The organism is Rossellomorea sp. NPDC077527 (assembly GCF_044542955.1).
GTDB lineage: Bacteria > Bacillota > Bacilli > Bacillales > Bacillaceae_B > Rossellomorea > Rossellomorea aquimaris_E.
Map to the genome: position 1 here is coordinate 606,010 of NZ_JBITVL010000002.1, position 23,969 is coordinate 629,978.

A 23,969-nucleotide genomic window follows, 5' to 3' on the forward strand; every position below is an offset into this window, starting at 1 on the left:
AATACCCAACGCTGGTATTAAGTAGATAGCCTAACATGTTGTCCCTTGAAGATTATGCTGTATTATCTCATCTTTTTCTGAGCTTATGGTCTAATGTAAACCGAGAATATAATAAATCATATTCATCTTTGGTAGAGTGTTGATAACCATACCGAACTTTTTCATAAATAGGGATGATTTCCAATGGTCCCCCAATTCTTCGAAACCATTCGTGAATCGTTTCATTTGGTCTTTTCTTTTGTTCATCTCTTAACTTACCTTGCCATTCCTGAAGTAACCATCGAATCTCATTCTGTTTATCTTTGCTGAGTGGTTCATTTATATATATACCCTCACCCTGAATCTCGTCTTCATGCTTATATACAACAATAGCGTTTGTTGTAAAGTTATTACTTTTTCGCCTTTTTCTTACCACCAAGAAGAACACCATTATTGCTATTGCAAGAAGAGTTAGAAATACATAACTACCTATTTTATGAGATTCACCCACCTTTTCTTCAAAAGGAACTGGTTCTTTTTTAACAACCTTACCTACTATTATTTTTCCTTCTTCACTTTTTTCTTTTTCTACCTTATCACCGATTTCACTATTCTTATCCAAGTTCATTTCCCGTTGCGATCTACCTTTGGTAAAATCGCCCAGAAATGCACTTTCTTGATCCCTTTGATTATCCGAATAAAAGCTAATAACTTTGTTGGATAACGTCTGAGTAGTATATGTCACAAGAGAAGTAATGAGTAAAATCGAAGACAAAAAGCCAAACATAAACATGAGTTTTCCCTTCAAATCGATATCTCCTCAAAACTTAATTCATTACAGATCCTTGAATCTCTTCTAAATATCCAGTTATTGCGGTACTTAGTGGAACACCTTATTACACGTCTTGACTTACACATTTTCATACTTGAAGCAATCACCGAAAATCTCCATCTTATTATCGACTACCTTAATGAATGAGTTATCATAAAGGCCGTAAATTGCAGCAAATCGCGATGCTTCATGAATATCTGATATATGCTCCTCACTTGCAGCATTCAAATGTGGTTCGATATTGATCTCAACCAGTCCAATGCCATCATAAATCGTTAACTCTGGAATATGATCATTTATATCCTTGGCCAGTACCACTCTAGTGGCCATATTAATAGAGCCTGCACTCATACCAATCGTCATACCTTCTCTTTTTTGTAAAGATGGAATGAGATCATATTCTTTTAAATAGGCTATTTGTTGAAGTGTATCGCCTCCTGAAAGCCATACTATATCGGATTTTTCTATATACTGCCTTGCCTTTTCTTTCATGATTCGGTCATCAATGACAAAAACTTCATCAAATTCAATCCCTTTGTTTCTGAACATAGTCAAGAACACATCAGTATATCTATCTGTTTTAGAATGTCTTGAAAAATCAGATGCAATAAAAACAATCACTCCATCTTTAAGGTAGTATTCCTTTATGCACGTAACGAAATCATCTGTGAAACCATTAGGAAAACCACTGGTTAGTAATGATACCTTCATGTTTATTCCTCATTTCTGTTTTCTATGTTCTCCTTAGTCGATTTCAAAGTGAGAGTATTCCTCTCTCCCACCATTTCGTCGATAAATAAAATATCCATTATTTTCAATATTATCACAATTAACCCATGATATGATGACATCACAGCTACATCTCGTATAAACTTGATTGTCTCAAGATTCCCCTCATCAAATGAGAAATAGAAGATCTATCTCATTTAAGAACCTGTTACTTTTTAGTCGATTTACTTTCTATATATCACTTCAACCGTACCATGATAATGTGGCTCACCATGACCTATATCCAGCATAAAGGTCTCTGACGCTTTAATCTTTTCATATCCCTTAAAATAATCATCTAATTCTTTCTGTTGAAAAAAGTGAATATAACTATCTGACTTAGGCCGATAGAATGTATACTCACTTTTTTGTTGAGCACTTCTTACATTCTTATTGTAACTTGGGTCATTCGCATCAAAGACATTGATGTAAATGAGGCCACCTAGTATTAATCCTTTTTTGCCCTCTTAATGATTTCTTTTATCTCTTTATCGTTAAAAAAATTGAGGACATTGGCAAGAATGATCAAAGAATATGTATTTTCTTCTACTTCAAATTTCTTTATTTCGTTTACTTCTGCATTGATGGTTACGCCAATTTCTTTGGCGGCAGTTAATGAGCGCTTAATTGCTGTTTCTGAAATATCAATACCAGCAACCTCAAACCCTTTATTGGCAAAATAAAGAGCATTCCTTCCTTCACCTATTCCCAGGTCTAATACGTTTCCTTCTTTTACTAAAGGGGAGTAATCAACCAATGTTTGTATTGGCCTCAAGCTCCATAAGAAATTTTCTGCTTGATCATATTGTCTTTCCCATATACCTTTATTTCCTGTCATGATTGGCACCACTTTCCTTCACAGTCAACGTCTCTAATTTAAACGTTTCATTTAAATCCTGATTGTTCATCCAATCTAAGAAATGATGAATACCCTCAATTCCATCAACCAAGACAGCCCGGTATATGAATACAGATGGATAGTTCAATCTTAATCTTACAAGGTGTTCCTTAATATCTAAGATAGATTTACGACTTCTATCTGTGAGCACTTTATTCATATATCCCACCAAGTCCCTAGAAAGTGGACCCCTATGGTTAGAAGGAAAGAGCCACATGTCTACATTCCATAGCGTTCCTTCCGTATTATCCGGATAACGATACGTTAATTTAGAATATAAACCGTTAAATGGAGCGTTCAAATAGTTATGAAACTTTATTTCTACCACACCCCTATGAGCAGCCAAGTGTCCTAATACTTTAAACACGTTTTCCGGACACGGGATGTTACAGAAAGTCTCTATGTCAATATCGTGATTGACCATAAGGTTATAAGCAGTAGCCCCAACCAGATGGGCTTCACCAACTTCTCCCCATTTTTCAATGAAGTCTAATTGGTTCAAAATTTCTAGTGCAATCTTTTTTCTTTGAATAGCGCGTTGAATGATTTCTTCCATGAATATACCCTCTTCATCAAATTGTTATAATTTTGCAAATTATAACATCATAACGCTATTATCCAGTTAATGCAAGCTAATCCGCTTATATTTTCAATTTCTATCTATTCAACTTAATTCTATTTCGAAACTCAGTTTAGTGTTATCTAGGAAGTGAAAACCCAATAAGAGGCTTATCCTTCCACGAATAAGCCACAAATACTAAACTTACTAAATTCAGCCAGCATGCGCTTCAAAATCAATCAACCATTTGGTTGGCAAGGTCCGTTAATACATCGCGTGTATTATAATCCTTTTGAGGATCATAAAAGTAGATTTTAATTTTAATCCCATTCTTATTTTCGAACGTGATTTTCCCTCCATTACTGTCTAGTTTCAAGTCACCTTCTATACCTTTTTTTAATTCTATTTCTTCAGATGATGCTTCTGCCCCGTTACTTCCTTCAACAACATTCTGTTCGAAGTCAACGGCATCAATCAGGATAGATTGTTGACCATTGGCAGCGCTAAAGGTCGCTGAGATGTCTTTTCCATCTGTATTGGATGGAAAATGCCAGTCCTTAATTCCCTCCACCACAAATTTCGCATCAAAAGGGAGTTTTTCAGGCAAGGTCAATGGGAATGGCAATGCCTTAAGAGCGTTCTTCACGCTATCAGCATAATAATCCTTTGGTTGCCTGCCGAGAAACTCTTCCTTCTGCTCCTCTGACATATTTTCAAGTCCGTGAACTTCACTTTCTTTCAATAGGGTACTATCCAACCTCTCAGGCTGTCCTCCACCTAGTAAAGGGAGTAGCCCCGTTTGGCTTCCAATAACCCCAATCACTAAGAGAAGTGCTGCACCTGCAAGGCTCCAACTTACTAATTCAGGAAACCACTTTCTCTTGGGAGGAAAATGATTGTTCTCTAACTTGGCGAGTAATGCAGCTTCCTCTTCTTTAGAAAAGGTTCGTCCTTTCCCTAAATGATGATGAATCGCATCATGCATTCGTTTATTATTCATCTAGATCGCCTCCAAGCTTTTGATTCAAGAGGTCACGGGCTCTGGCCAATCTGGTTCGGATCGTCGAAGAATTGATTCCAAGGATAGTTGAGATTTCTTCAATCCTCATCTCTTGATAATAAAAGAAGATGATGACCTCTCTGTATTTCACTGGAAGAGCAAAAACGGCTTCACTCAATACCGTTTTCTGCTGTTTTTGCAGCAATAAGGCCTCTGGACTCTCTTTATTGGTTTTAGCGGAAAGTGTATTCGTGAATAATAACTTCCTATAATGCCAACTTCGCAGATAATCCTTCGACTTATTGGCAGCAATAGAAAAAATCCATGCTTTCACCGAATCTTCCTTCTCCAAGGTATCCACCTTTTGAAAGACCGTGATAAAAACCTCCTGTACTAAATCCTCAGCCGCACTCCAGTTCTTCACATAGGAATAAATGAGCCTCTTCACATCCTCCCCATATTGGGTGACCAGGGAACTAATGGATCGTTCCTCATGCATACTCTGTCCTGCACTGTTTGTCATATCACACCACCATTAACTGTATTTTTCAATTAACAGACGATTGCCGCTGAATAAAAGTCCCATTATTCACCAAAAATAACACTAAATTATACTGTCGATAAATAGAAATAAAACAAGGACCCTTTGATGGGTCCAGTTTGGAATCCTTACCTGCCTCATATTTGAACAGGGAAGGCTGAAGTCTTGATTATCGAGTTCGATCTAGGACAAAAATAATTTAATAAGTATTAAGCACGAAAAGTTTTTCCTAACTCCTTACCGAGTCCAAAGTAGTGTCTAAAATTATAAATTAGGGGACTCCATTTATTTGCATCAATATGGTTGTCATCAATAATCACACTCTTATGTGCGTGTACTTTAATTGCTTCCACTTCTACCACTGCAAAACTCTGATTATGTTCTGGAACCCGAATATGTTTCACTACACTTTCTATTTGAAGGGGACATTCAAGTATTCGGTGCGGCTTTACATCTTCAGAAATCTGCTTAGTTAGACCTGAAGCACCAAACTTATCTTTTTCATGTCTAAATTTATTTTTTAACTTATATTCTGGAACTGGATTCTTACCTGTTAATGAAGCTAATAATTCTACATTTTCCCATAGTTCAGGACTAGGAACGTTTACAACACATTCTGGGTGGTTTCTAAGGTTTTCAATTGCTTTCCCACCTAAACCAAGCCCTAACACTAAGCAATCCCCTAGTGCCCAAGATGAAGATAGAGGACTAATATTTGTTGTACCGTCTTCATTTAAAGTTGTTAATAAAATCACTGGCGTTCCATAATATAAAATACTTGGCTTTATAGTTTTTTGTTCGAATTCTGCATCCATCTGAAAACCTCCATATAAAACATATGTTCTTATCATAAATTATTTTTCATTATTTTCCAATATTTTATTTATAAATTTTTACTGGACTCAAGAACTCCTTTATAAATCTAATTAAATAAAAAAGAGCTTACCTTTTTCCAAGATAAGCTGGGGATAATAGTGTTTACCTGTTTACAAAAATGATTTCTCTTTCACGCTAACTATTGGGGAATTATTGAAATTACTCTAGAGTGTAACTTATTTTTAAATTGATCTCATATTATAGTAGAAAAACCACCCCTTTATTGTAAGGGCTGGTTTTTTTATTTAAAGTGCTTTTCCTATCCATGTAAAATCTTTAGTAGTTGACCCCGTTAACGGAACACTATAATGACAAGCTTTGAAAAAGCATAAAAGTTATAACTAATGCAGATAGTGAACCAGCAGATAGTAATATGATCATTTTCCGCCAGTTTATTTCTCTTAAAGGTTTTACAGTCTCTCGAGACACCCTAATCCATAAAGCCATAGATGCTAAAACTAAGATAAAAATGACTTCTGTAGATACATTTGACACCTCCATAATCTATACCAATCTTCTTACTGTATATACGAATTAGAAAAATGAAAGTTTCACTTACTAAAGTAACCTACCCAATAACGGAATAAAGAAAAAAAGCCGAGATCTATTGCCTGATCCTCAGCTAATCCCCTACTACTGCGAAAAAGAATGAATTCTCTTATGCTAACCAATCTCCAATGAGTTGTTGTACAATGTCCCGCTTTTCAACAGGAAGCATATGTCCTGCTTTATCTAAAATAACAAAAGTTGAATGTGGAAACTTGTCGAGGAGAAAATCATAGTCTTCATACCCGCAGATATGATCTTGTTTACCAAGAATAATTAATGCTGGTTGCTGCAAAATTGAAACACCTAGAAACGGTTCTTCTGAGAAAAAGTATCCCTTTTCTCTCCAATTCGAAGTTAGGAATTCTCTGTTAGCTAACAATCGTCCCGGTTGAACTTCCCTAAGAAAACACTCAAGGTTCTCTTTATTTTGGTAGACAAATAGAGTTTCAAAAGCATTTTTTATATCCGAATCCAATGTACTAAGTATATTTTCATCCTTTTCAAAGATTACTTTGTCAGGTAAAGTTCTCTCTTTTAGATGAAGGGCGCTGGCTAGCAAGCATATACTTCTTACTTGTTTTTGTCTAAAATGTAATATTCCTTGAGCTAAATATCCACCAAAAGAAAAACCAATTATAGAAAAATTCTCATTAGGTAATACACTATCTATAAAATCTAATATATTCATAAGAATATCATCCGTTGAACTAATTTTTTCATCAACATCACTATGTCCGTGTGCAGGAATATCTATGTAAATTCTTCGATACCCATTCATATCTTTAAAGATGGGTTCAATCCAAGCCATCATGGCACGGTGATCTGTTCCCATAGAATGAAGGATTAATAAGGGAACCCCTTCACCTCTTGCTTCATAATAAATACTCCCCATCCTTACTTCAATATTCATCATGCTCTTCTCCAGTCTCTACGCGATAAAATAATAAATAAGCATTTACTATATGTTGGTTCCGCCTTAAAGAAATGCCCCATCATTAATGATAGAGTTCATTATTACACTGCCTTTTTATACAGTTTCATTTTCTCAATAAATCTGCCCGATTATTGAATAATAAAATCGCATTCGCCCACAGATATGTTTTGCTGATTAACTCACTATTTTATATTTTTCTCGTTCAACTCTAACCATCTCTCAATTTCATCCATAATTAAAGTAAATCCCTGTTCTTTAAATGGAGAGGCAATCCCACACTGCTCTATTAATTGAAGAAATGATTTGCTTCCACCTAGCTTACAAAGTTTCATGTATTCATCCCAAGCCACCGACTTATTGGTTTGTGCTTTGCTCCAGATTTGTAAAGAACACATTTGGGCAAGGGCATAGTCTATATAATAAAATGGTGTAGTAAATATGTGTGCTTGTTGTTGCCAAAAAGACCCTCTCTTTAGATAGGTATGTTCATAATCTGACTTGTAAGGCATATATTTGCTCTCAATCTCAATCCACTTTTCTTTTCTCTCTGAAATGGAAAATGAAGGATTTTTATAAATAAAATGCTGGAACTCGTCTATTGCCGCCCTATAAGGCATTGAGAATATGGCATCTTCAAGATGAGCATATCTATATTTATCTGCATCCTCACCAAATATTTTTTCCATGTAAGGCCATATAAAGAATTCCATCGATATGGAATGAATTTCACAAGCTTCTTTTGTAGGCAGGATGTATTCCGGAATACTGTTCCGTTGATTAAATAGATACATTTGCCAGGCGTGTCCGAATTCATGGCTTAATACTTTCATATCTTTTCTGGTACCATTCAAATTCGCAAAAATATAGGGGGTTTTTTCATTACATAAGTATGTAGCGTAGGCTCCTCTCGCTTTACCCTCTTTAGGAAGTAAATCTAGTTGGTGATTAGCGCAAAGAGAATAAAAGAATTCCCCGGCTTCTAAGGAAATTTCATTGAGAATCTCTTCAAAACTCGATACCATCCATTCAACATCCCCTTTTGGGACTGGATTGCCGGTACTGAAGCGAATATCTTCATCGTAAAAGGTTAAATTATTCAGCCCCAACCTGATCCGTTGTTTATCTCTCGTTTCTTCAGCAATGGGAACGATGTGCTTTAAGATTAGCTTGCGGAAATCTTCAACATCTGTTTGATCATAATCAACTCTTGATAACCTGGCATATCCAAGCTCCACAAATGAAGCATGACCTAAACTTAAGGCTATGGTATTTCTTACTTTAATTAGTTCATCAAAAATATGATCTATCTTATTTTCCAGTTTGCTGAGTAACTCATACTTTTTTTCACCAGCCTGCTTTCTAATTAAACGATCCGATGAATACAAATATGTTTCTAATTGAGATAAGGTTCTGTTTTCTCCTCTGAATTCAATGCTTGAAGTAGCCAGCAAATTTGTATAGTCACTGATTAGGTTATTTTCCTTTATTAAGTCCTCCATGACATTCGTACCAACTGTATTTTGAGAGACTTCTGCTAAGCAAACGAATTGTTCTCCGTATTTCTCTTTGATTTCATCTTTGAATGGAGAATATGAAACGTGCTTATGAAAAAGAGCCACTATTTTTTCATAGATTGGCCACGTTTCATTAATATATTGCTGTTCTTTTTGATATTTACCATCTAAGGTATTTAAGTGATACCTGATTTGAGCTATAGTAAGCAGCGTTAATACATCATTCCGAAGAGAATTCATTTGATCTATTAATTCGAACTGTTCCAAATGAGAATTACTTGCTTTGAAACTTTCTAAAAGTTGAAGTACTTTTCTTTCAAATTCTCCAATATCAGGCCTCTCATATTTAAGCTTATTAAAATCCACCCTACTCCCCCTATCTCCGTAAAATTAATGGTAATGGACTATTTCATGTAATAATAGTCTTATATTTCCAAATATTGAATGTTATACTTGCGATATAAGGCAATTAAATATTAACTTAAACACAAAAGGGAACTCCATTAACTTGGAAGTTCCCTTTTTAACGTTTCCTTTGTTGATAGCTCCCTGTTCTCAATTTATCACCTATGATAAACTAAGTTTATCAAATTTTTCCATTTTAATGGTGACCCAGGAGAGGAATGAGACTCTTGAATATTGAAAAGGATAGATACTTCTTAGACTTAGCACTGCAACAAGCAGCAAAAGCATTGGAAGAGAATACATATCCAATCGGAGCAGTTATAGTAGATGAAAACTATAATATAGTTGCCAAAGGTCGTAATAGAGTACATACCCAACAAGATGCAACAGCTCACGCTGAAATTGACGCAATACGAAATGGAGGAAAAGCAATATTTAATGCAAAAATTAATCGTGAAAAGTTTACGATTTATACCTCTTTGGAACCGTGTCCGATGTGCACTGGTGGTATCTTATTTGCCAATATCAAAAGAGTAGTTTGGTTACTTAACGATGATATGGGGTTCGGCGGTTATAAAAAAATCCAAGGTGCAAAACTATTTGATAAGAAATTTGGCGAGGTTGAAGTGGTTGAAGAACCTTTTGATGATTTGAAAGAGAAACAGATGGAATTGATGAAAAAATGGTCTTCAAATCCTAATAACGTTGTAAACTTACGAAAAGCAGCGGTTATTCAATAAAAAAATAAGGGACTCCATTAAAGATTCCCTTTATTTTTGATAAAACACAACACTCTCTTTTTACATAGCTCTTCAAATAAATTCAAGAATGTTTTCCTTAAGAAATTTAATTAAAATTGTTCTTTTGTTAAACTAACCTGCCCGTTAACGGAATAAAGAATGATCAGCTACTCAATCTTCCACCATCTCGCCAGGTAGTAACTTCATTATCAACTCTTTTCAAACCAGGCAGTATGAAAGTTACGATGACTAGACTTTAAAGTCCTTAAGAAGCTTTGCGCTGCAGACGGTAAGGAGTTTTCACTTTCTAAACTAACTAATATTACTTCTCTATATAATGCTGGTAGACTTTCCGGTATGATTTCCCTCAACGTTCCATTTTCGATGTGTTTATATACCATTGACTCGGTGAGTAGTGCTACGCCTTGACCATTGAGAACATATTCCAGAGCCGTTGCTGGTGGCAATTCAAGAGTATCTAAACCGAAGTTCATATTAGATCTTTGCCAGTGTTTAGTCTCTTCACTCCAATCCGTTAAGATGTAAGGGTTGCTATTAGCAAAGACCTCTTCCACAGTATACGTTTCACCTGTTTTCTTACTTAATTGATGATCACGATGAGCGACTAATATCAAAGGCTCTTTTATTTCATCAAGTTTCTTTACATCTCGATTAAAGAAGGGTGAAGTAATAAAGCCCAGCTTAACAAACCCATCATAAAGCATTTCAATAATCTGTTGATTATGCCCGGTATGTATGGTTAAGTCAATATCCGGAAAGCGTTTGTGCATATCTATAATAACGGATGAAAAAAGGCCGGTTGTAAAAGTGGGCAATGTACCGATCGTTATTTCTCCTCTTTTACCCTCTTTTATAGATTGAGCTCTTTCTTTCCCTTTATTTAACATGTCTAATGCTTGTCTTGCATAAGGGAGAAACCCTTTTCCTAAATCTGTTAGCTCCATTTGCTTTCCCACTCTAACAAATAGAAATCCTCCAATGCCTTTTTCTAATTCTTTGATTCGTAAACTTATAGTAGGCTGAGATACATCTAAGTACCTCGCAGCTTTGCTGAATGATCCTAGGCGAGCAACAAGTTCAAATGCTTTAAGTTGGTTCATTTCCATAACAATCCCCACCTATAAAAAAAATTAATAATAACTATAACTAATATTAGGTTGTTTAATGATATTTAGCAAATTATATTTTTAATAGACCAATTAATCACATGTAAGGAGTGTTTAAAATGAGTGTATTAAATAAATTCAATCGCATCGTTGACAACCAATATGGCAAACCAAAAGGAGTGCTAGGATGGATTATAGGGGAAAAAATGATTAGACAGCATAAACCTGAGACGCTCTGGACGATAGAAAACCTAAAGCTTCAGGAGAATGAGCATATCCTTGAGATAGGATGTGGTGCAGGCTATGCATTAAAAATGACTTTAGATCAAAATAGAAATAACAAAATGACTGGATTGGATATTTCCAAAACTCTTCTTCATTCTGCAAAAATTCGCAACCACAGATCAGTAAGAAAAAAGCGATTGAAGCTAATACATGGCAGTGTGGAAAATCTCCCCTTTAACGATGAGCAATTTTCATCGGTGTTTAGCATTCATTCCATTTATTTTTGGGAAAATATATCTAACGCTTTACGGGAAATTCATAGAGTATTAAAACCTGGAGGCACAGTCCATTTAACATTATGCAATGGAAAAGACGAGGAAACTTGGGATGGAATGAATAACATGATTCATTTTCAGGTACTCCCCATGATGGAGCAATTACATTTTAACAATGTAAGATTATTGAATGGCCCCGTTTCAAGAGGATACAAGACCATTTCCATTATTGGGAATAAAGAATAACTATATGGAGAGATTCATGCGGGAACTAGAAAAATCAATCGGGTTCCGTAAAAATGGTGCGAGGTTCAGGTGTAATCATGGATCCAATAGACCTGCCCCCACGCCTCCCTTAGAAAGGAAAACAGGAAGGCGAAATAGCACAATCACTTGTTTGCTTTCCTGTAGGAATCGTAGTCATAACCCTATTCGTTCTAATACAAATCACTGAGACCGTCCCTGCATTAAAGTTAGTGACATAAGCCTTTTTCCCATCAGGAGTAATACAAACATCTGTTGGACCATCTCCAACATTAATCGTCGCAATAATGGAATCATCACATGCATCCACGACTGTTACATTATCACTACTAATATTCGTGATATAAACCTTCTTCCCATCTGTTGTAACCGCTACACCATTTGGTCTAATCCCTACATTGATTGTATTCGTTACTACATTTTCCTCTAGGTCAATAACAGAAACTGTACTAGGCTCGCCTCTCCCACGATTGGCCACGTATAGCTTCTTTCCATTCGGAGTTACCGCAAGATCTCGAGGGAATTCTCCATTCGTAATAGGAATCCGATCTATCACTCTTTCTTTTTTTGTATCGATTACGGCAATAACGTTACTTATGGTTACAGCAACATAGGCCATTCTTCCATCTGGACTGAATGCCACATCAAATGGGTTATCTCCTACTTCTATATGTTTCACTGTTTGCTTGCAGACATCAATGATTGAGACGGTTGTCCCACCGAAATTCGCTACGTACACTTTCCTTCCATTAGGAGTAGCAGCTATACCAACCGGCCCCTCACCAACAGGAATTTCATTGACCACCTTATGACTAGAAAGGTCGATAACGGAAACAGAGTTATTGTTCGTATTGGACACATATGCCTGTTTAACTAAAGGGGAAATCGTAATTCCATCTGGTTGATCTCCTACTGGAATCGTATCTGTAACTTTATCATTTTTGGTATCGATCATTGATATAGTACAATCCCCAAAGTTCGTTGCGTAAGCAAATAGCTTTTTATTATAGAAGTGCTTCTTCCTATTCATTCTTGTATCCCTCCTTGACCACCACTACTAACTAGTTTATGTTTAGTGAAAAGGTTTGTGATTTAAGAGTAAGGATTATTTTTATAGAGCCCAAACCTGTTTGCTATTTTCAACCATGTACAGTTCAGTATCTTTTTCAAAATCTAAAAAAAGCCGAATTCCAATAGAATTCGGCTTTCATTCAGCGACCGATGCGACGAAAAATCGTGATCGCAACAGCTGTAATAGCTAAAAAGGCAAAAAGGATATAGACATCTGCTTTCGTATATTCACCAGTGGGTTCTTCGCTAACAGAATCCTTCGCTTCATTGTTCATAGGAAAGCTTCGATCATTTCCATCACCACCAGCACCTGGTGGTCCACCCATACCTCCCATTTGCTTAGCAAGGTACGATTTTTGCTCTTCTATTGTCATGGAGTCAAAGTCTTCCGGCAATGAAAAGGGAGAATTTCCTGTTTGAATTCTTTCAACAAATTGAGCAAATTCTTCATCTGTCATGGAATTGATGTCTAGTCCACCTCTCATTCCCCCATTCATTTGCGGGGGAGCACCGTTCTGAGGTTGTTCTCTATTCTGGTCTTGCCCTTCCATCCCTGACATGCCAGTTGTATTGTCTGCTTCAACGACCAGATCTCCTGATAATTGAGCCAAAATGGATTCACTTCTTTGTTTGGCAAACTCAGGCAGGCTGTTATCGCCACTCACTCCTTCTAAAAACTCTTCTGTTGTGAAAAACTTGGATGGATCACTCTCAATATACGGTTCTAATAATGCACCCAGCTTGGTTGTAATGGATGCGACATTTTCTTCAGTTAAAACCTCTGTTGCAATTTGTTCCATAAACGTCTCATACTGAGCAAGAAGTTTTTCATCACTTACTAATACGTTTAGTAACGGACGCTCGGATAAGGAAGTGCCTGACACCGGCTCATACACACTGAAATTTATCGTATTTTCACTCAGTAAATCACCTGAAGGCATCATCATCCCACCGCCTTGATTGCCTCCAGCCGGCAATGATGCGGGATTATCGACACCATTTTCTTGTGCTTGGTTCTGATCATCCGGGGCATTCTCCTGCCCTTGTGGTGAGATATCCCCTTGAGCTCCGGACTCATTCGGATTAGCGCCATTCATATCCATGGGGGGACCTCCATTGCCTCCCATATTGAATCCGCCGAATGCCATATTGTAATCCCAAGGGAGAATTGAAAACACACCATTTTCATCTTCATATAAATAATAGTTATGCTTCAGCTGTCCCTGATAGCTGTCAAGACTCACAAGTGCTGTGTTCATGGCAAAATAACGAAGCAGCTGATCCGTATTAAGGTACTCTTCATACCCATCCTCTTCATTAATCGCTTTCAGCATGGAAATCAGCTCAGAGTCCTCCACACTATCCTCATTCGTTTTCACTTCAATTCCTTCGTAATCCTCTAAATCATCACTTGTATATATAAGGTCGCTTCCTGTACCGTCCGGCTTGTATAAGTATCCTTGAGTTGTCTGATAATGTTGAGCGATAAATGTTTCGTCAATCGCTTCCACCCCAAGCATGAGCCCGTAATATTCACCGTTTACGATAACCTTCATATACGAATGAGCAGGCGTCGCCACGCCCATTTGCTCCATTAATTCATAAGAGACAAATTCCTTCATTTGAGTCGAATCACTAAAATTATTATTTAAGTTCAGCTTCTTCAAACCGTAAAAGCTTTGAGTGGAATCATAATAATTGAAATCGATTTTTAAGCTATAACGCTCCGATTCGTCTCTCGCAACGGAGGTCAAAGAAGAATTCCCCTTTGTTCGCACGGCTACGTTTGAAACCTTTTCACCATTAATCGTGATGGAAGCCTCTTTATATTCCTCATCCAATGGATTGGCTAATAGATCCTCCCATTGATCATCTTCCATGTTGATTTCAATCGTTGACACGTCCTCCTCATTAAATAACTTCTCATTATAAGAATAAACAGCACTATCTTTTTCAAGCTGCAGTTCTTGAACTGAATAGATCGCACCTATCGTAAATAGAATTGCGGCAATCATGATGGATATGATCCATTTCGTTTTAATAGGCATTGTCACCCCTCCATTTCATTCGTCCTCCTCTACAAGGGAGAACAATAATGGCGGCAAGATTTCCTGCCGCCATACATTTCGCATTGTTTGATTAAGCAGTGAAATTGCCATCGTAACTGATCATAACTGCTGATTGTACGCCATCCATATTTGAAAGATTCGTAAGGAATCCCATATCAGTATCCTTTATACGTACCTCATAGGTCACCTCATAATGATTCCCCGGCATGACAGACTTTGATTTGATTGAATGCTTTTTCGCATTGCGGGAGATGATATGCTCCAACGATTCTTCCACTGACGCTTCGTTGTATTTAACAACTACTAAAAATGGATTTTCAATCTTGATCTTGTTCACAAATAAAATCAGCACCAACCCGATTAGAATCGATCCCAGCACCGCTAATGGAATAAAGCCTGCCCCGCATAGAATGCCGACTACGATTGCCCAGAAAAGGTAAACAATGTCCATCGGATCCTTGATTGGGGTCCTGAAACGGACGATTGACAACGCACCAACCATACCAAGTGATAATAATACGTTAGAAGAGATCCCCATTATGATGAGGGCCGTTGCCATCGTCATGATGATGAGTGCAATATTAAATGTGTGTGAATAGATCACACCGGAAAACGTCTTTCGATAAACGGTATAAATTAATAACCCCAAAATAAACGCTGCCGCTAATCCAATCATGGAATCCACAATCGAAAAGCTGGTTGTTTTCTCTAAAATATTCGATTTGAAAATATCATTGAAGCTTATACTTTCCATTTCTATTCCTCCAAGTCGTCTAATAAAGAAGGTACGGATTAACCATACATTCTGCTAATCTGGTATTTTGAATACGTCCCTTTTCGCCTGTTGCCAATTTGAAGAAGCTTCTTGATGGTATCAGGTAAGAATCCATCATATTTCACTTCCAGAATAACGATATCAGGGTTCGTTTCAATCATCGGTAAATGAACATTCAACACATCATTGTTTTGGAAACTGGTTTTAATATCACTGTCAAACGTAACCCTTACGTTTCCATATTGATAAATAAACACTTCTCTCTCATAGTCAACCACCGTCAATGGCTTTAGTTGATACATTTTCATCTCAATATACAATTCACGGACAAGTGAACGTTCATCGTCCTCCATCCATGTAATGTCGCCAGCTCTCATTCGTTCAAATTCCTCGATACTAATCCGACATTTCTGCTTGTACGTCAAGTTGTTTCGTTTACTCTTCTTTTCCAGATTCAGAAGGCTTGTCTGATAGTCGTACATCCGAACCCGAAATTTATTACGCTCGTAATGACCTTCCTTTTTCTGCGTCAGCACTTTATGATCAAAATTATCGAAGTAGACACTGCGGATGAAGTACTTCCCATCCTTATTCGCATATGGATCTACTTCCATCACATGCTTCAACCGGTTACGAAGCAGGTAGCAATCCATCTTTGATAATTCATGTTTGATTTCTGTACGACCCTGTACACCATTCAACTTCATCGTTTTCATATCTCGATGCTCCTTTCTTTTCACTTGATGTTTATATTATTAAGGACGAACCTTAAAAAACGCTTAAAGAACTTTACATAATGGTCATGGTAGATAAGAAAGGTTGTTCAGCAATGGAAATAAAAAAGAGACCACATCGCTGTGATCTCTATCTCGGTAACTTCACTTGAAAAATGGTACCCTTGTTTTTATTGTCCAACACTTTAATCGTGCCATTATGGCTGGATACAATCCATTGGGCGATTGCCAACCCGAGTCCTGTCCCGCCTTTTTCTCTTGATCTCGCTCTGTCCTCTCTAAAAAAGCGTTCGAATATCCGCTCCCTATTTTCCTCATTAATCCCGATTCCTGTATCACTTACTTCCAAAACGACCTTATTTCCTTCCAGGTAGGTTTTGACTCCGATCTCTTCATTCTCAGCAGTGAACTTTAAAGCATTATCAAGAAGAATAACCATCAGCTGGTGAATTCTGCTTTTATCCGCTTCTATCTCTGTATCGGCATATAACTGTACCCATAGTTTTTTATCCTGCATGTCAGCAAACTCACTATAAGGCTGGCACACACTCTGAATGAATTCATCCACCTCAAACGTTTCGTCATTCAATTGAGACTCCAATGAGTCCGCTCGGGCAAGTGTAAGCAGATCTGAAGTCAATTGAGAAAGCCTTCTCGTTTCAGACAAACTAAGGGCAATGCTTTCAAAGGTATCGACAATCTTTTTATTCGGTTCTGTCAGCATCAGCTCCAGCTTATTTTGAATAATCGTTAACGGGCTTCTAAGTTCATGTGATGCATTCTCCACAAATTCCGCCTGTCGGTTCCACGATTTAATGATGGGCTTCATTGTTTTTTTGGAAAGAAGATAGCTTATCGTAATAGAAAGAATAATACTAACAACAGAGCAAAGCAGTAAAATCCATCCGAAATTCCCCATTAAATTTTTCTCAGCATCGATACTGATCAGCAGCTGGGTGTAACGAACATCATTGTTCTCCTCATTTTCAAAGGACAACGACCGAAACGTATATTGGTCATTGATTTTCATACTCGTTATTTCATCCAACGGTTCAAAGCTAAAGTCAGCATCTTTCAAATAGTTTTGATAAAACTGGGTGCCAATTTGTTCTTGATTGACAATCTCTCCCTCACTATTCCAATGAAGCACGATAATCCTTGGGTTCAGAGGGGGTAAGTTCCTATCAGGCTTATCACGATCAGGTGGGGAACCTGGTGGAAATTGTGAATCATTTTCCTCTACCATCATTTTCTTTAAAAACAATAGCTCTTCGTCCACTTTCTTGTAGAGCGTACTTTGAACCAGGCTGAAAATAATCACACCAAATATGGCAAAAATCGCTGTGAACGCAACAAAATTCAGCAGCATAAAGCTCAACTGCTGCTTCGAGAGTATTTTTTTCTTATTCATATTCATGACTCTCTTCAGTCAGCATATAGCCCAGCCCACGGAACGTCTTTACATACTGATCATAGTTAAATGGTTTAAGCTTCTTTCGAATATGGCTCGTGTACACTTCCACCACCGTATTCGTTGTATCGGATTGAAAGCCCCATACCCGATCAAAAATCTGCTCCTTCGTTAAAATCGTTTCTTTGTTATTCATCAAGTACTCAAGTAAATCAAATTGCTTCCCATTTAGCTTGAGCTGAGCTTGTCCGATCATAGCCGTCTTCGTTTTGAGATTGAGTTTAAGATCTTTAAACGCCACACTGTTTTCCTTAAACTCCCCAATCGTACGTCTAACAATTGCCTCTAACCTGAGTAACAGCTCTTCCCGATGAAACGGCTTTACCAAATAATCATCTGCACCTAATCGAAGACCTTGGATTTTATCATCGATTCCATCTTTAGCTGTTAAAAAGATAACGGGCGTCATAATCTCTTTTGCCCTTAATTCCCTGAGTATCTCATAACCGTTCATATTGGGCAGCATTACATCCAAGATAATAATGTCATATATGTTCTGCTCCGCTAAATAAAGCCCCTCTTCTCCATCAAACGCTTGCACCGCTTCGTATAATAACTTCGTCGACTCAACAATTGTATCTGAAAGAATGGGATCATCTTCAACAATTAATATTTTCATGTTACCCTCACTCCCTCATGGGCTTTTTCTTATCAGTATACTTAGTTTACCTTAAGGTATCCTTAAAAATAGTTATTAGAGGTGTAGTTTCTGCACATCATTACTGATCACACCTCAATTGCTAACCCATAATTCACGAAAAAATATAGCTATGTATAACCCATAAATAAACTACTATCGAAAATCACAAGCTAAACAAAATAGGTCCGTCCCTCTTCAAAAGAGGGACGGACCTTCATTTCACTTAAAACAACATGGCCTTAACTTGATTAGGTTTTAATGTTACAGCCGCTTCCGAGTTTTGGGATTCTAATGGTTGGATCGGCTCTTCATTCAGTTTCACTTCATCTATTTGACCTTCTTGATAGTGGAATCGGAAGGATCCTTCCACTTCTTCCTCAGTCGGGTTATAAAAACGGATGAGCAATCGATTTTCTTCCTCTGCCTTCTTCAAAGTGCTGAGCACGACATCAGCGGATGTTTCCTCAAGGAGGCTATAAACCGTTGGTGTGACAATACCTGAAGAATTCAGCTTCATTGCGTTGAATGGAATTTTATTATACGTCTGGATTGGCGTAGTATATTCCTTCGCCATTCTTCCTACCTTTGCTTGAGATAAAGATCCTTTATGCATCACCAGGGCAAAGTCCAATTGAAGCTTCCCGATCATTTGAGAATCCGGAGTCGGCAATTTGATTCCCGATGGTCTTCCAGGTCTTCTTACCAGTTCTTCTTTCCCTAATACGCCGACACTTCTAAACAGGGTGACGGCCATCGTATCGAATGAACCCCCGATAATTTCATACTCACGGGTGCTGTTGGTGAGAACACTGACACCGCGGTCCCCATCCGTCAATCCGACAAATGAAAGCATTGGATAGATGGAATCTGGGCGTTCATCCCAATCTTCCTTCTCCCAAACTCTCATCGCACCGTCTACTACATCACGTTGAATCAGTCCGAATTGATTGTCTGACCATGATATGGAAGAGGCAATCCCCGTTGGAATCAGGGCACGAAGTCGATGGTCCTTCGCTTCGTTGTCGATCGTGGCGCTGATTTGAATCACAGGTTGATGGTGTGGAATGGTAACATGCCATGTAACCGAAACCGTACTATCCAGCTTTCCTGCTTTTCGGCTATCGAGATCTTTCGGGACATTCAACTCCACATCCATCTCCAGGTCTACCCCATAACGGTTCTGTCTTAAAGAGATATTCGCAGCCGTCTGGTCGCTGTAAATCAATTTTTCCCCTTCCAGTGGAGAGTAATCGTACTCGTCTCCATCGTCTCCGCCGTTTTCAAGAAGGAGAACCTGATCCATTTCGCTTCCATCACGCTTATCTTTTATGTGGAGCGTACCGTTGGCTTGCACTCTCAAACGATAAATGTCCGTCTCTACTTCATGAGTATCCGTTTCCTTCAGGGATATTTCTGCAGCCTCATGGGAAGTTCCTTTAATTCTGTAAGCCTTATATCCCATCGCAGGAACGGTGTCCTTCCATTGAATACTATATTCATAGAAAGGATCATAGTTTCCATAGTGGACAATCTGGCGGTCAATCAGGCCTGGATCAAGAATTTCTTTCCCGATCACTTCATATGGGATTGCCGTTCCGTCCATATCTACCAAAGTAAAGGCATTTAACTTACTGACCACCTTCGTCGTCACCACTTCTTCTCTTTCATACGGAAGGAGATTAAAGGCGGTCAATAAATCATCACCTGATTCATTTTTAATCGAATCGGTTATTTTCCGTTTGTAGAATTCGATCAGCTGGTCCGTCTTTTCTTCTGCAATGAAGAAGCGGTTAAGGATTTCCCTGTGAACCTTATCAGAACAGCAGCACCCGATGCTGTCGTGGGCGTGATTCTTCATGATTTCTTTCCAAATCAATTCAATGAGACCGTGATGATATTCAAAGCCTAAGGAATGGGCGATAGACGCAAGAGGCTCCAGCACATTGGTCAATTTGTTCTCGATTCTTGTATTGGCCGCTTTGATATCCATTCGAGTAGAGAAGATACTGCGGTGAACCCTCATATACTTGCCATCAAGGAATTCTCCGGAAAGAACGGAAAGATCCTCGTTCTTTTCCAATTCATGAAAGATATTTTCGTACCGGCTCAGGAAAAATTCCCGATCTGGATAAAGATGCTGAAGCTTGTTGATGATGACATCGATATTCTTCTGGATCGGCATTTGGTCGTGTCCGTTTGGTAGAATGATATGATCGGTGGTAGCCCCTCTGTCCAGTACAGAGAAATACTTATCGATCCGTTTCGTCAACGCCTCTTCATCTTCAGGTAAGTACTTCCCGATCGCATATCCAAGAGGGAAAAGTTGAACAAGCACACGTGAACCATCATCACTCTCCCAGTAGAACTCCGTCTTATCCGTTCCGTGACGTTCTGACGTACCTCTCCAAAAGATCGAATACTGAATATCGAACCCATTGAAAATCTGAGGCATTTGAGAAGACTGTCCGAAAGAATCCGGAAGGTAACCAATCTTCATCGGTACTCCAAACTCCTGGCTATCTTTATGCCCGTAAAGAAGATTGCGCACAATGGATTCCCCGCCGACCACCATTTCGTCCGTTTGGGTATACCAAGGACCAATGATTAGCTTACCTGCCTGCACCAGATGTCGAACCCGCTCCCTATTTTCCGGCTTCACAGCAAAATAGTCTTCTAATATAGAGGTTTGCCCGTCCAGTACATAATAAGGATAGTCCAGATCATTCTCGAGTTTCTCCATGATTTCTTCCATATTATTCACTAATAGAATCCTAGATTCTTCCGTTGAAAAATACCATTCTCTGTCCCAATGCATATGCGGAACGATGTGTACCTTCTTCATGTATTCCATTCCTCCTAAGAAGTTATGTCTGTTAGTCGTCAAAGTGTATGGTTAAGCAGCGAGGCTGTTTTCTTTCGATAATTTACTCTTTCTGGTCAGGATCAACAAGAACATCGAGATGACAGCACCCAAGATGGCGGCACCAAGCCAAATTCCTGCTGCAAGCAGCATCGGCTGACCTTTCAATAAGGCAAGGGAGAAGATTCCTGCTCCCGGTACGTTCAGCCCAAGATCAAAATACGCCACGATGGCCCCTGTCACGGCAGACCCTGCAATCAGTGAAGGAATAACTCTCAGTGGATCATTTATCATAAATGGGATGGCCCCTTCTGTAATACCGGCAAGGCCAAGGAGCCAGGTCTGCTTTCCGATTTCCTGCTCTTGAAGGGAGAAATATTTCTTCCCGATAATCGTCGCACCCGTTACGGCAAAGGCCGAGACCATTTTTACCGAAGCGAAGGTCGCGTACGGTATGAAATTCCCGCTTGCCATAGCTCCGATACAGAATGTATAAGCTGCCTTATTGACTGGCCCCCCAAGGTCAAAGGACACCATTGCACCAAGGATGGCCCCAAGGATAAGAGCATTTGTCCCAGACAAACTTCCAAGCCATTCAATCAATCCGTTGTTCATCCAGGCGAGGGGCTCACCGATCAGGAATAACATGATGGAACCGACCACAAGTGTTCCCAGTACAGGATAAACCCAGAAGCTGATGAAACCTGCGAATGTTCCTTTTGGCTGAATTTTTCTCTTCAGGAATTTCAGGAAGAAACCTGCAAGGAATCCACCGAGCATCCCTCCAAGAAATCCAGAACCAATCAGATTGGCCGCAACCCCTGCAGCAAATCCGGGTCCAAGTGCCGGCTTGTCCGCGATGGAATAGGCCATGTATGCGGCGAGGATCGGTACCATTAATTGTCCGAGAAGTCCCCCTCCAAGCTGTCGAAGCAGCCATAACCATGAACCTTCCGTTGCATAGACTTCCTGAAGATTAAAGGCCTGAGAAATTAGAACCGCGGCTGCCAGGGTCATCCCACCGGCAACAATGACAGGAATAATATAAGAAATCCCTGTTAGAATACTATCCTTTATCTCTGTTTTAAACGGCTTATGATCCGATTCTTCCTCTTCGCTGGCAGCGGCACTTTCTTCCTTATACTCCCCTTTAGGAGCTTTTTCAGCTTTTGCAATTGCCTGCTCAAGGAGCCCTTTGGCATTCCTCAAAGGCATGGCAACCGATGTCTTTACCCTTGGAAGATGCGCGAAACGCTCTTCGTCTTTGATTGCCACGTCATTGGCAAAAATAACGGCATCTGCCGCTTTCAACCTCTTTGACGTATGTCGGTCTTCAATTCCATTGGCACCCTGCTTTTCTACAAAGACCGTAACCCCTAACTCTTTCCCGGCTTTGGTTAGTGCTTCTGCTGCCATATAGGTGTGGGCAATCCCTGCAGGACAAGCCGTAACCGCGATCACCATCTTCCCGGTATCCGGAGTTGACGCTTCTTCCTGTTCTCCCCCCACTTCATCCAAACGTCTGAACAACTCTTCACTTGTCGTCGCTTTCAACAGTCCTTCTTTGTATGGTTCATTAGATAATCGTGTTACAAATTCGGATAAGAGAGAAAGGTGCGTCGATCCCGCCTCTTGATCCGGAATGGCCAATAAGATGACAAGCTCCACTTTATTCCCCGGGTCAATACTTTCCCAATCTGTCAGGGGCTTTTCGATTGTCGCAACCGCGAAAGCCGCTTCTTTGACGGTCGTTGACTTTCCGTGAGGAATGGCCAAACCACCTTCAAAGCCGGTCGGTGATAACGCCTCCCGCTCATAAACCGTTTTCAAAAATTCTTCTTGAGAGTGCAATTTCCCCTCATCAGCCAACTGTTTGACTAAGTACTCAATCGCTTCTTTTTTCGAATGAAGATTCAGCTTTGTACTGATCAACTTTGGCGAGGTAAGTGTACGTAATTCCATTGCCTTCTACCTCCTCAAAACTCATTGTAAGTGTTTTCATCACTTGCATTCATCCTAGCAAAAAAAAAATAAGAAGAGCGATTCTTCTTATTTTTACACATGTTCAGCTCATTAAAGCGTTTTCTTGTGTACGGTTACACAATTTCAATAGTGGGACCAAAAATACTGAGATAATGTCTCCAATACAACCATCACAGGCGTGCGCACCGTGATATTGTATCCATTTTTCGTTTTCTTAGGTGCATAGCAGTACAGGTTGATCGTCGCCATGGACTGGAGAGGATTTTTGGTGAAATGCGTCAAGGAAATGATGGGAATGTTCCGCTCTCTTGCTTTTTCTGCAGCCTCTAGCACCAGCTGGGTTTCTCCGGACAGGCTGATGAGAAATAGAACACTCTGATGGTTGGTTTGATCCAGGCTGTGAAGGATTTCATGGCGATGAATATGGTGGCTGGTCGGCTTGCTGACCACCCTTAGATTCCTTGCCATCATTTCACAAAGGTCAGAAGAATCACCTACTCCAAATAACAGAACCTGCTTGGAATCATTCAGAAGCCTGACCGCTTCAAGCATCCGGTCCTTGTCGATGATTTCAAAGGTTTTCTGGATCAGGGAGTAGGAATCATCATCAGGAATCACATTAGGGGATTCAATCTCCTCTTTCAGACTGCTCTTCAAATGAGAAAAGCCGTCGTACCCCAGCTTCTTCGAGAGGCGGGTGATCGTATTGGGAACGGTGTACACGTTCGATGCCACCATCTGTATGGATTGATTTACAAAGTCCTTCTTATGTTCCTTTATATACTCAATGATTTGATCATCTGTATCGTTCAGCTTGTATTCAAATTTATGGATGCGTTCTTCAAATCGCATCACGGCTCACCTCGCTTAGATATTGAAA

Annotated in this window: 21 protein-coding genes; 2 read left to right on the top strand and 19 right to left on the bottom strand. The window is 39.1% G+C overall.

The annotated features are described in order from the left end of the window. Positions 1-67: 67 nt before the first annotated feature. The 9 genes from ACIGG7_RS08325 to ACIGG7_RS08365 all read right to left on the bottom strand — a co-directional run bounded on the left by ACIGG7_RS08325 (position 68) and on the right by ACIGG7_RS08365 (position 8,816). The gene (locus tag ACIGG7_RS08325; protein ID WP_397549417.1) at positions 68-787 is read right to left on the bottom strand and encodes a hypothetical protein; all 720 of its coding nucleotides are present in this window, start codon (positions 785-787) and stop codon (positions 68-70) included. Positions 788-889: 102 nt separating this feature from the next. After that, positions 890-1,522 carry a Type 1 glutamine amidotransferase-like domain-containing protein gene (locus ACIGG7_RS08330; RefSeq protein WP_224939773.1) on the bottom strand — a complete coding sequence of 211 codons (633 nt, stop codon included), beginning with the start codon at positions 1,520-1,522 and terminating at the stop codon, positions 890-892. Between the two features lie 505 nt (positions 1,523-2,027). Next, positions 2,028-2,417, bottom strand: a complete 390-nt coding sequence (locus ACIGG7_RS08335; protein ID WP_397549418.1) for a class I SAM-dependent methyltransferase — start codon at positions 2,415-2,417, stop codon at positions 2,028-2,030. Beyond that, on the bottom strand, positions 2,404-3,033 hold the full coding sequence (locus tag ACIGG7_RS08340; protein ID WP_397549419.1) for a hypothetical protein: 630 nt from the start codon (positions 3,031-3,033) through the stop codon (positions 2,404-2,406). Before ACIGG7_RS08340 ends, ACIGG7_RS08335 begins: the two co-directional genes overlap by 14 nt. A 238-nt stretch (positions 3,034-3,271) precedes the next feature. Beyond that, on the bottom strand, positions 3,272-4,036 hold the full coding sequence (locus ACIGG7_RS08345; protein ID WP_397549420.1) for a hypothetical protein: 765 nt from the start codon (positions 4,034-4,036) through the stop codon (positions 3,272-3,274). Continuing rightward, the gene (locus ACIGG7_RS08350) at positions 4,029-4,559 is read right to left on the bottom strand and encodes a sigma-70 family RNA polymerase sigma factor (RefSeq protein ID WP_224939769.1); all 531 of its coding nucleotides are present in this window, start codon (positions 4,557-4,559) and stop codon (positions 4,029-4,031) included. Before ACIGG7_RS08350 ends, ACIGG7_RS08345 begins: the two co-directional genes overlap by 8 nt. Positions 4,560-4,786: 227 nt before the next feature. After that, the gene (locus tag ACIGG7_RS08355) at positions 4,787-5,392 is read right to left on the bottom strand and encodes a flavin reductase family protein (RefSeq protein ID WP_397549421.1); all 606 of its coding nucleotides are present in this window, start codon (positions 5,390-5,392) and stop codon (positions 4,787-4,789) included. A 719-nt stretch (positions 5,393-6,111) separates the two neighbouring features. Beyond that, complete coding sequence (locus ACIGG7_RS08360; RefSeq protein ID WP_397549678.1) at positions 6,112-6,912, bottom strand: alpha/beta fold hydrolase; 801 nt, start codon at positions 6,910-6,912, stop codon at positions 6,112-6,114. Positions 6,913-7,118: 206 nt separating this feature from the next. Continuing rightward, a complete protein-coding gene (locus ACIGG7_RS08365; RefSeq protein ID WP_397549422.1) occupies positions 7,119-8,816 on the bottom strand; it encodes a M3 family oligoendopeptidase in 1,698 nt (565 codons plus the stop codon). Positions 8,817-9,082: 266 nt separating this feature from the next. On the opposite strand from ACIGG7_RS08365, the gene ACIGG7_RS08370 reads away from it, so the two are divergent. Then, positions 9,083-9,595, top strand: a complete 513-nt coding sequence (locus tag ACIGG7_RS08370; RefSeq protein WP_397549423.1) for a nucleoside deaminase — start codon at positions 9,083-9,085, stop codon at positions 9,593-9,595. Between the two features lie 209 nt (positions 9,596-9,804). Here ACIGG7_RS08370 and ACIGG7_RS08375 read toward each other — a convergent pair whose 3' ends face one another. Beyond that, entirely contained in the window at positions 9,805-10,722 is a 918-nt protein-coding gene (locus ACIGG7_RS08375; RefSeq protein ID WP_397549424.1) for a LysR family transcriptional regulator, read from the bottom strand. Between the two features lie 119 nt (positions 10,723-10,841). Between ACIGG7_RS08375 and ACIGG7_RS08380 the strand changes: the two genes are divergently transcribed. Beyond that, complete coding sequence (locus ACIGG7_RS08380; RefSeq protein ID WP_397549425.1) at positions 10,842-11,468, top strand: class I SAM-dependent methyltransferase; 627 nt, start codon at positions 10,842-10,844, stop codon at positions 11,466-11,468. Between the two features lie 109 nt (positions 11,469-11,577). Here the strand turns inward: ACIGG7_RS08380 and ACIGG7_RS08385 are convergent, their stop codons facing one another. The 9 genes from ACIGG7_RS08385 to ACIGG7_RS08425 all read right to left on the bottom strand — a co-directional run bounded on the left by ACIGG7_RS08385 (position 11,578) and on the right by ACIGG7_RS08425 (position 23,941). Next, positions 11,578-12,516: a YVTN family beta-propeller repeat protein gene (locus tag ACIGG7_RS08385; RefSeq protein WP_397549426.1), complete on the bottom strand. Its 939-nt coding sequence runs from the start codon at positions 12,514-12,516 to the stop codon at positions 11,578-11,580. Between the two features lie 181 nt (positions 12,517-12,697). Continuing rightward, the gene (locus ACIGG7_RS08390) at positions 12,698-14,605 is read right to left on the bottom strand and encodes a CotH kinase family protein (RefSeq protein ID WP_397549427.1); all 1,908 of its coding nucleotides are present in this window, start codon (positions 14,603-14,605) and stop codon (positions 12,698-12,700) included. A 91-nt stretch (positions 14,606-14,696) separates the two neighbouring features. Then, the gene (locus tag ACIGG7_RS08395) at positions 14,697-15,380 is read right to left on the bottom strand and encodes a DUF4956 domain-containing protein (protein WP_397549428.1); all 684 of its coding nucleotides are present in this window, start codon (positions 15,378-15,380) and stop codon (positions 14,697-14,699) included. Positions 15,381-15,418: 38 nt separating this feature from the next. Beyond that, positions 15,419-16,117 carry a polyphosphate polymerase domain-containing protein gene (locus ACIGG7_RS08400; protein ID WP_397549429.1) on the bottom strand — a complete coding sequence of 233 codons (699 nt, stop codon included), beginning with the start codon at positions 16,115-16,117 and terminating at the stop codon, positions 15,419-15,421. A 148-nt stretch (positions 16,118-16,265) separates the two neighbouring features. Next, on the bottom strand, positions 16,266-17,546 hold the full coding sequence (locus ACIGG7_RS08405) for a sensor histidine kinase (RefSeq protein ID WP_397549430.1): 1,281 nt from the start codon (positions 17,544-17,546) through the stop codon (positions 16,266-16,268). After that, the gene (locus ACIGG7_RS08410) at positions 17,539-18,225 is read right to left on the bottom strand and encodes a response regulator transcription factor (protein ID WP_397549431.1); all 687 of its coding nucleotides are present in this window, start codon (positions 18,223-18,225) and stop codon (positions 17,539-17,541) included. Before ACIGG7_RS08410 ends, ACIGG7_RS08405 begins: the two co-directional genes overlap by 8 nt. A 244-nt stretch (positions 18,226-18,469) precedes the next feature. Further along, entirely contained in the window at positions 18,470-21,088 is a 2,619-nt protein-coding gene (mngB, locus tag ACIGG7_RS08415) for a mannosylglycerate hydrolase (RefSeq protein ID WP_397549432.1), read from the bottom strand. A gap of 51 nt (positions 21,089-21,139) precedes the next feature. Next, positions 21,140-23,068 carry a PTS 2-O-a-mannosyl-D-glycerate transporter subunit IIABC gene (gene mngA / locus ACIGG7_RS08420; RefSeq protein WP_397549433.1) on the bottom strand — a complete coding sequence of 643 codons (1,929 nt, stop codon included), beginning with the start codon at positions 23,066-23,068 and terminating at the stop codon, positions 21,140-21,142. 144 nt (positions 23,069-23,212) lie between these two features. Beyond that, a complete protein-coding gene (locus ACIGG7_RS08425) occupies positions 23,213-23,941 on the bottom strand; it encodes a MurR/RpiR family transcriptional regulator (RefSeq protein WP_397549434.1) in 729 nt (242 codons plus the stop codon). Positions 23,942-23,969 lie beyond the last annotated feature (28 nt).

What these genes read in the sequence shown, in the direction of transcription:
- ACIGG7_RS08335 (WP_397549418.1), bottom strand. Translation starts at nt 2,417, where the DNA reads ATGACAGGAAATAAAGGTATATGGGAAAGACAATATGATCAAGCAGAA.
- mngB (WP_397549432.1), bottom strand. Translation starts at nt 21,088, where the DNA reads ATGAAGAAGGTACACATCGTTCCGCATATGCATTGGGACAGAGAATGG.
- ACIGG7_RS08395 (WP_397549428.1), bottom strand. Translation starts at nt 15,380, where the DNA reads ATGGAAAGTATAAGCTTCAATGATATTTTCAAATCGAATATTTTAGAG.
- ACIGG7_RS08340 (WP_397549419.1), bottom strand. Translation starts at nt 3,033, where the DNA reads ATGGAAGAAATCATTCAACGCGCTATTCAAAGAAAAAAGATTGCACTA.
- ACIGG7_RS08330 (WP_224939773.1), bottom strand. Translation starts at nt 1,522, where the DNA reads ATGAAGGTATCATTACTAACCAGTGGTTTTCCTAATGGTTTCACAGAT.
- ACIGG7_RS08350 (WP_224939769.1), bottom strand. Translation starts at nt 4,559, where the DNA reads ATGACAAACAGTGCAGGACAGAGTATGCATGAGGAACGATCCATTAGT.
- ACIGG7_RS08360 (WP_397549678.1), bottom strand. Translation starts at nt 6,912, where the DNA reads ATGAATATTGAAGTAAGGATGGGGAGTATTTATTATGAAGCAAGAGGT.
- ACIGG7_RS08425 (WP_397549434.1), bottom strand. Translation starts at nt 23,941, where the DNA reads ATGCGATTTGAAGAACGCATCCATAAATTTGAATACAAGCTGAACGAT.
- ACIGG7_RS08380 (WP_397549425.1), top strand. Translation starts at nt 10,842, where the DNA reads ATGAGTGTATTAAATAAATTCAATCGCATCGTTGACAACCAATATGGC.
- ACIGG7_RS08405 (WP_397549430.1), bottom strand. Translation starts at nt 17,546, where the DNA reads ATGAATAAGAAAAAAATACTCTCGAAGCAGCAGTTGAGCTTTATGCTG.
- ACIGG7_RS08390 (WP_397549427.1), bottom strand. Translation starts at nt 14,605, where the DNA reads ATGCCTATTAAAACGAAATGGATCATATCCATCATGATTGCCGCAATT.
- ACIGG7_RS08385 (WP_397549426.1), bottom strand. Translation starts at nt 12,516, where the DNA reads ATGAATAGGAAGAAGCACTTCTATAATAAAAAGCTATTTGCTTACGCA.
- ACIGG7_RS08345 (WP_397549420.1), bottom strand. Translation starts at nt 4,036, where the DNA reads ATGAATAATAAACGAATGCATGATGCGATTCATCATCATTTAGGGAAA.
- ACIGG7_RS08355 (WP_397549421.1), bottom strand. Translation starts at nt 5,392, where the DNA reads ATGGATGCAGAATTCGAACAAAAAACTATAAAGCCAAGTATTTTATAT.
- ACIGG7_RS08400 (WP_397549429.1), bottom strand. Translation starts at nt 16,117, where the DNA reads ATGAAAACGATGAAGTTGAATGGTGTACAGGGTCGTACAGAAATCAAA.
- mngA (WP_397549433.1), bottom strand. Translation starts at nt 23,068, where the DNA reads ATGGAATTACGTACACTTACCTCGCCAAAGTTGATCAGTACAAAGCTG.
- ACIGG7_RS08410 (WP_397549431.1), bottom strand. Translation starts at nt 18,225, where the DNA reads ATGAAAATATTAATTGTTGAAGATGATCCCATTCTTTCAGATACAATT.
- ACIGG7_RS08375 (WP_397549424.1), bottom strand. Translation starts at nt 10,722, where the DNA reads ATGGAAATGAACCAACTTAAAGCATTTGAACTTGTTGCTCGCCTAGGA.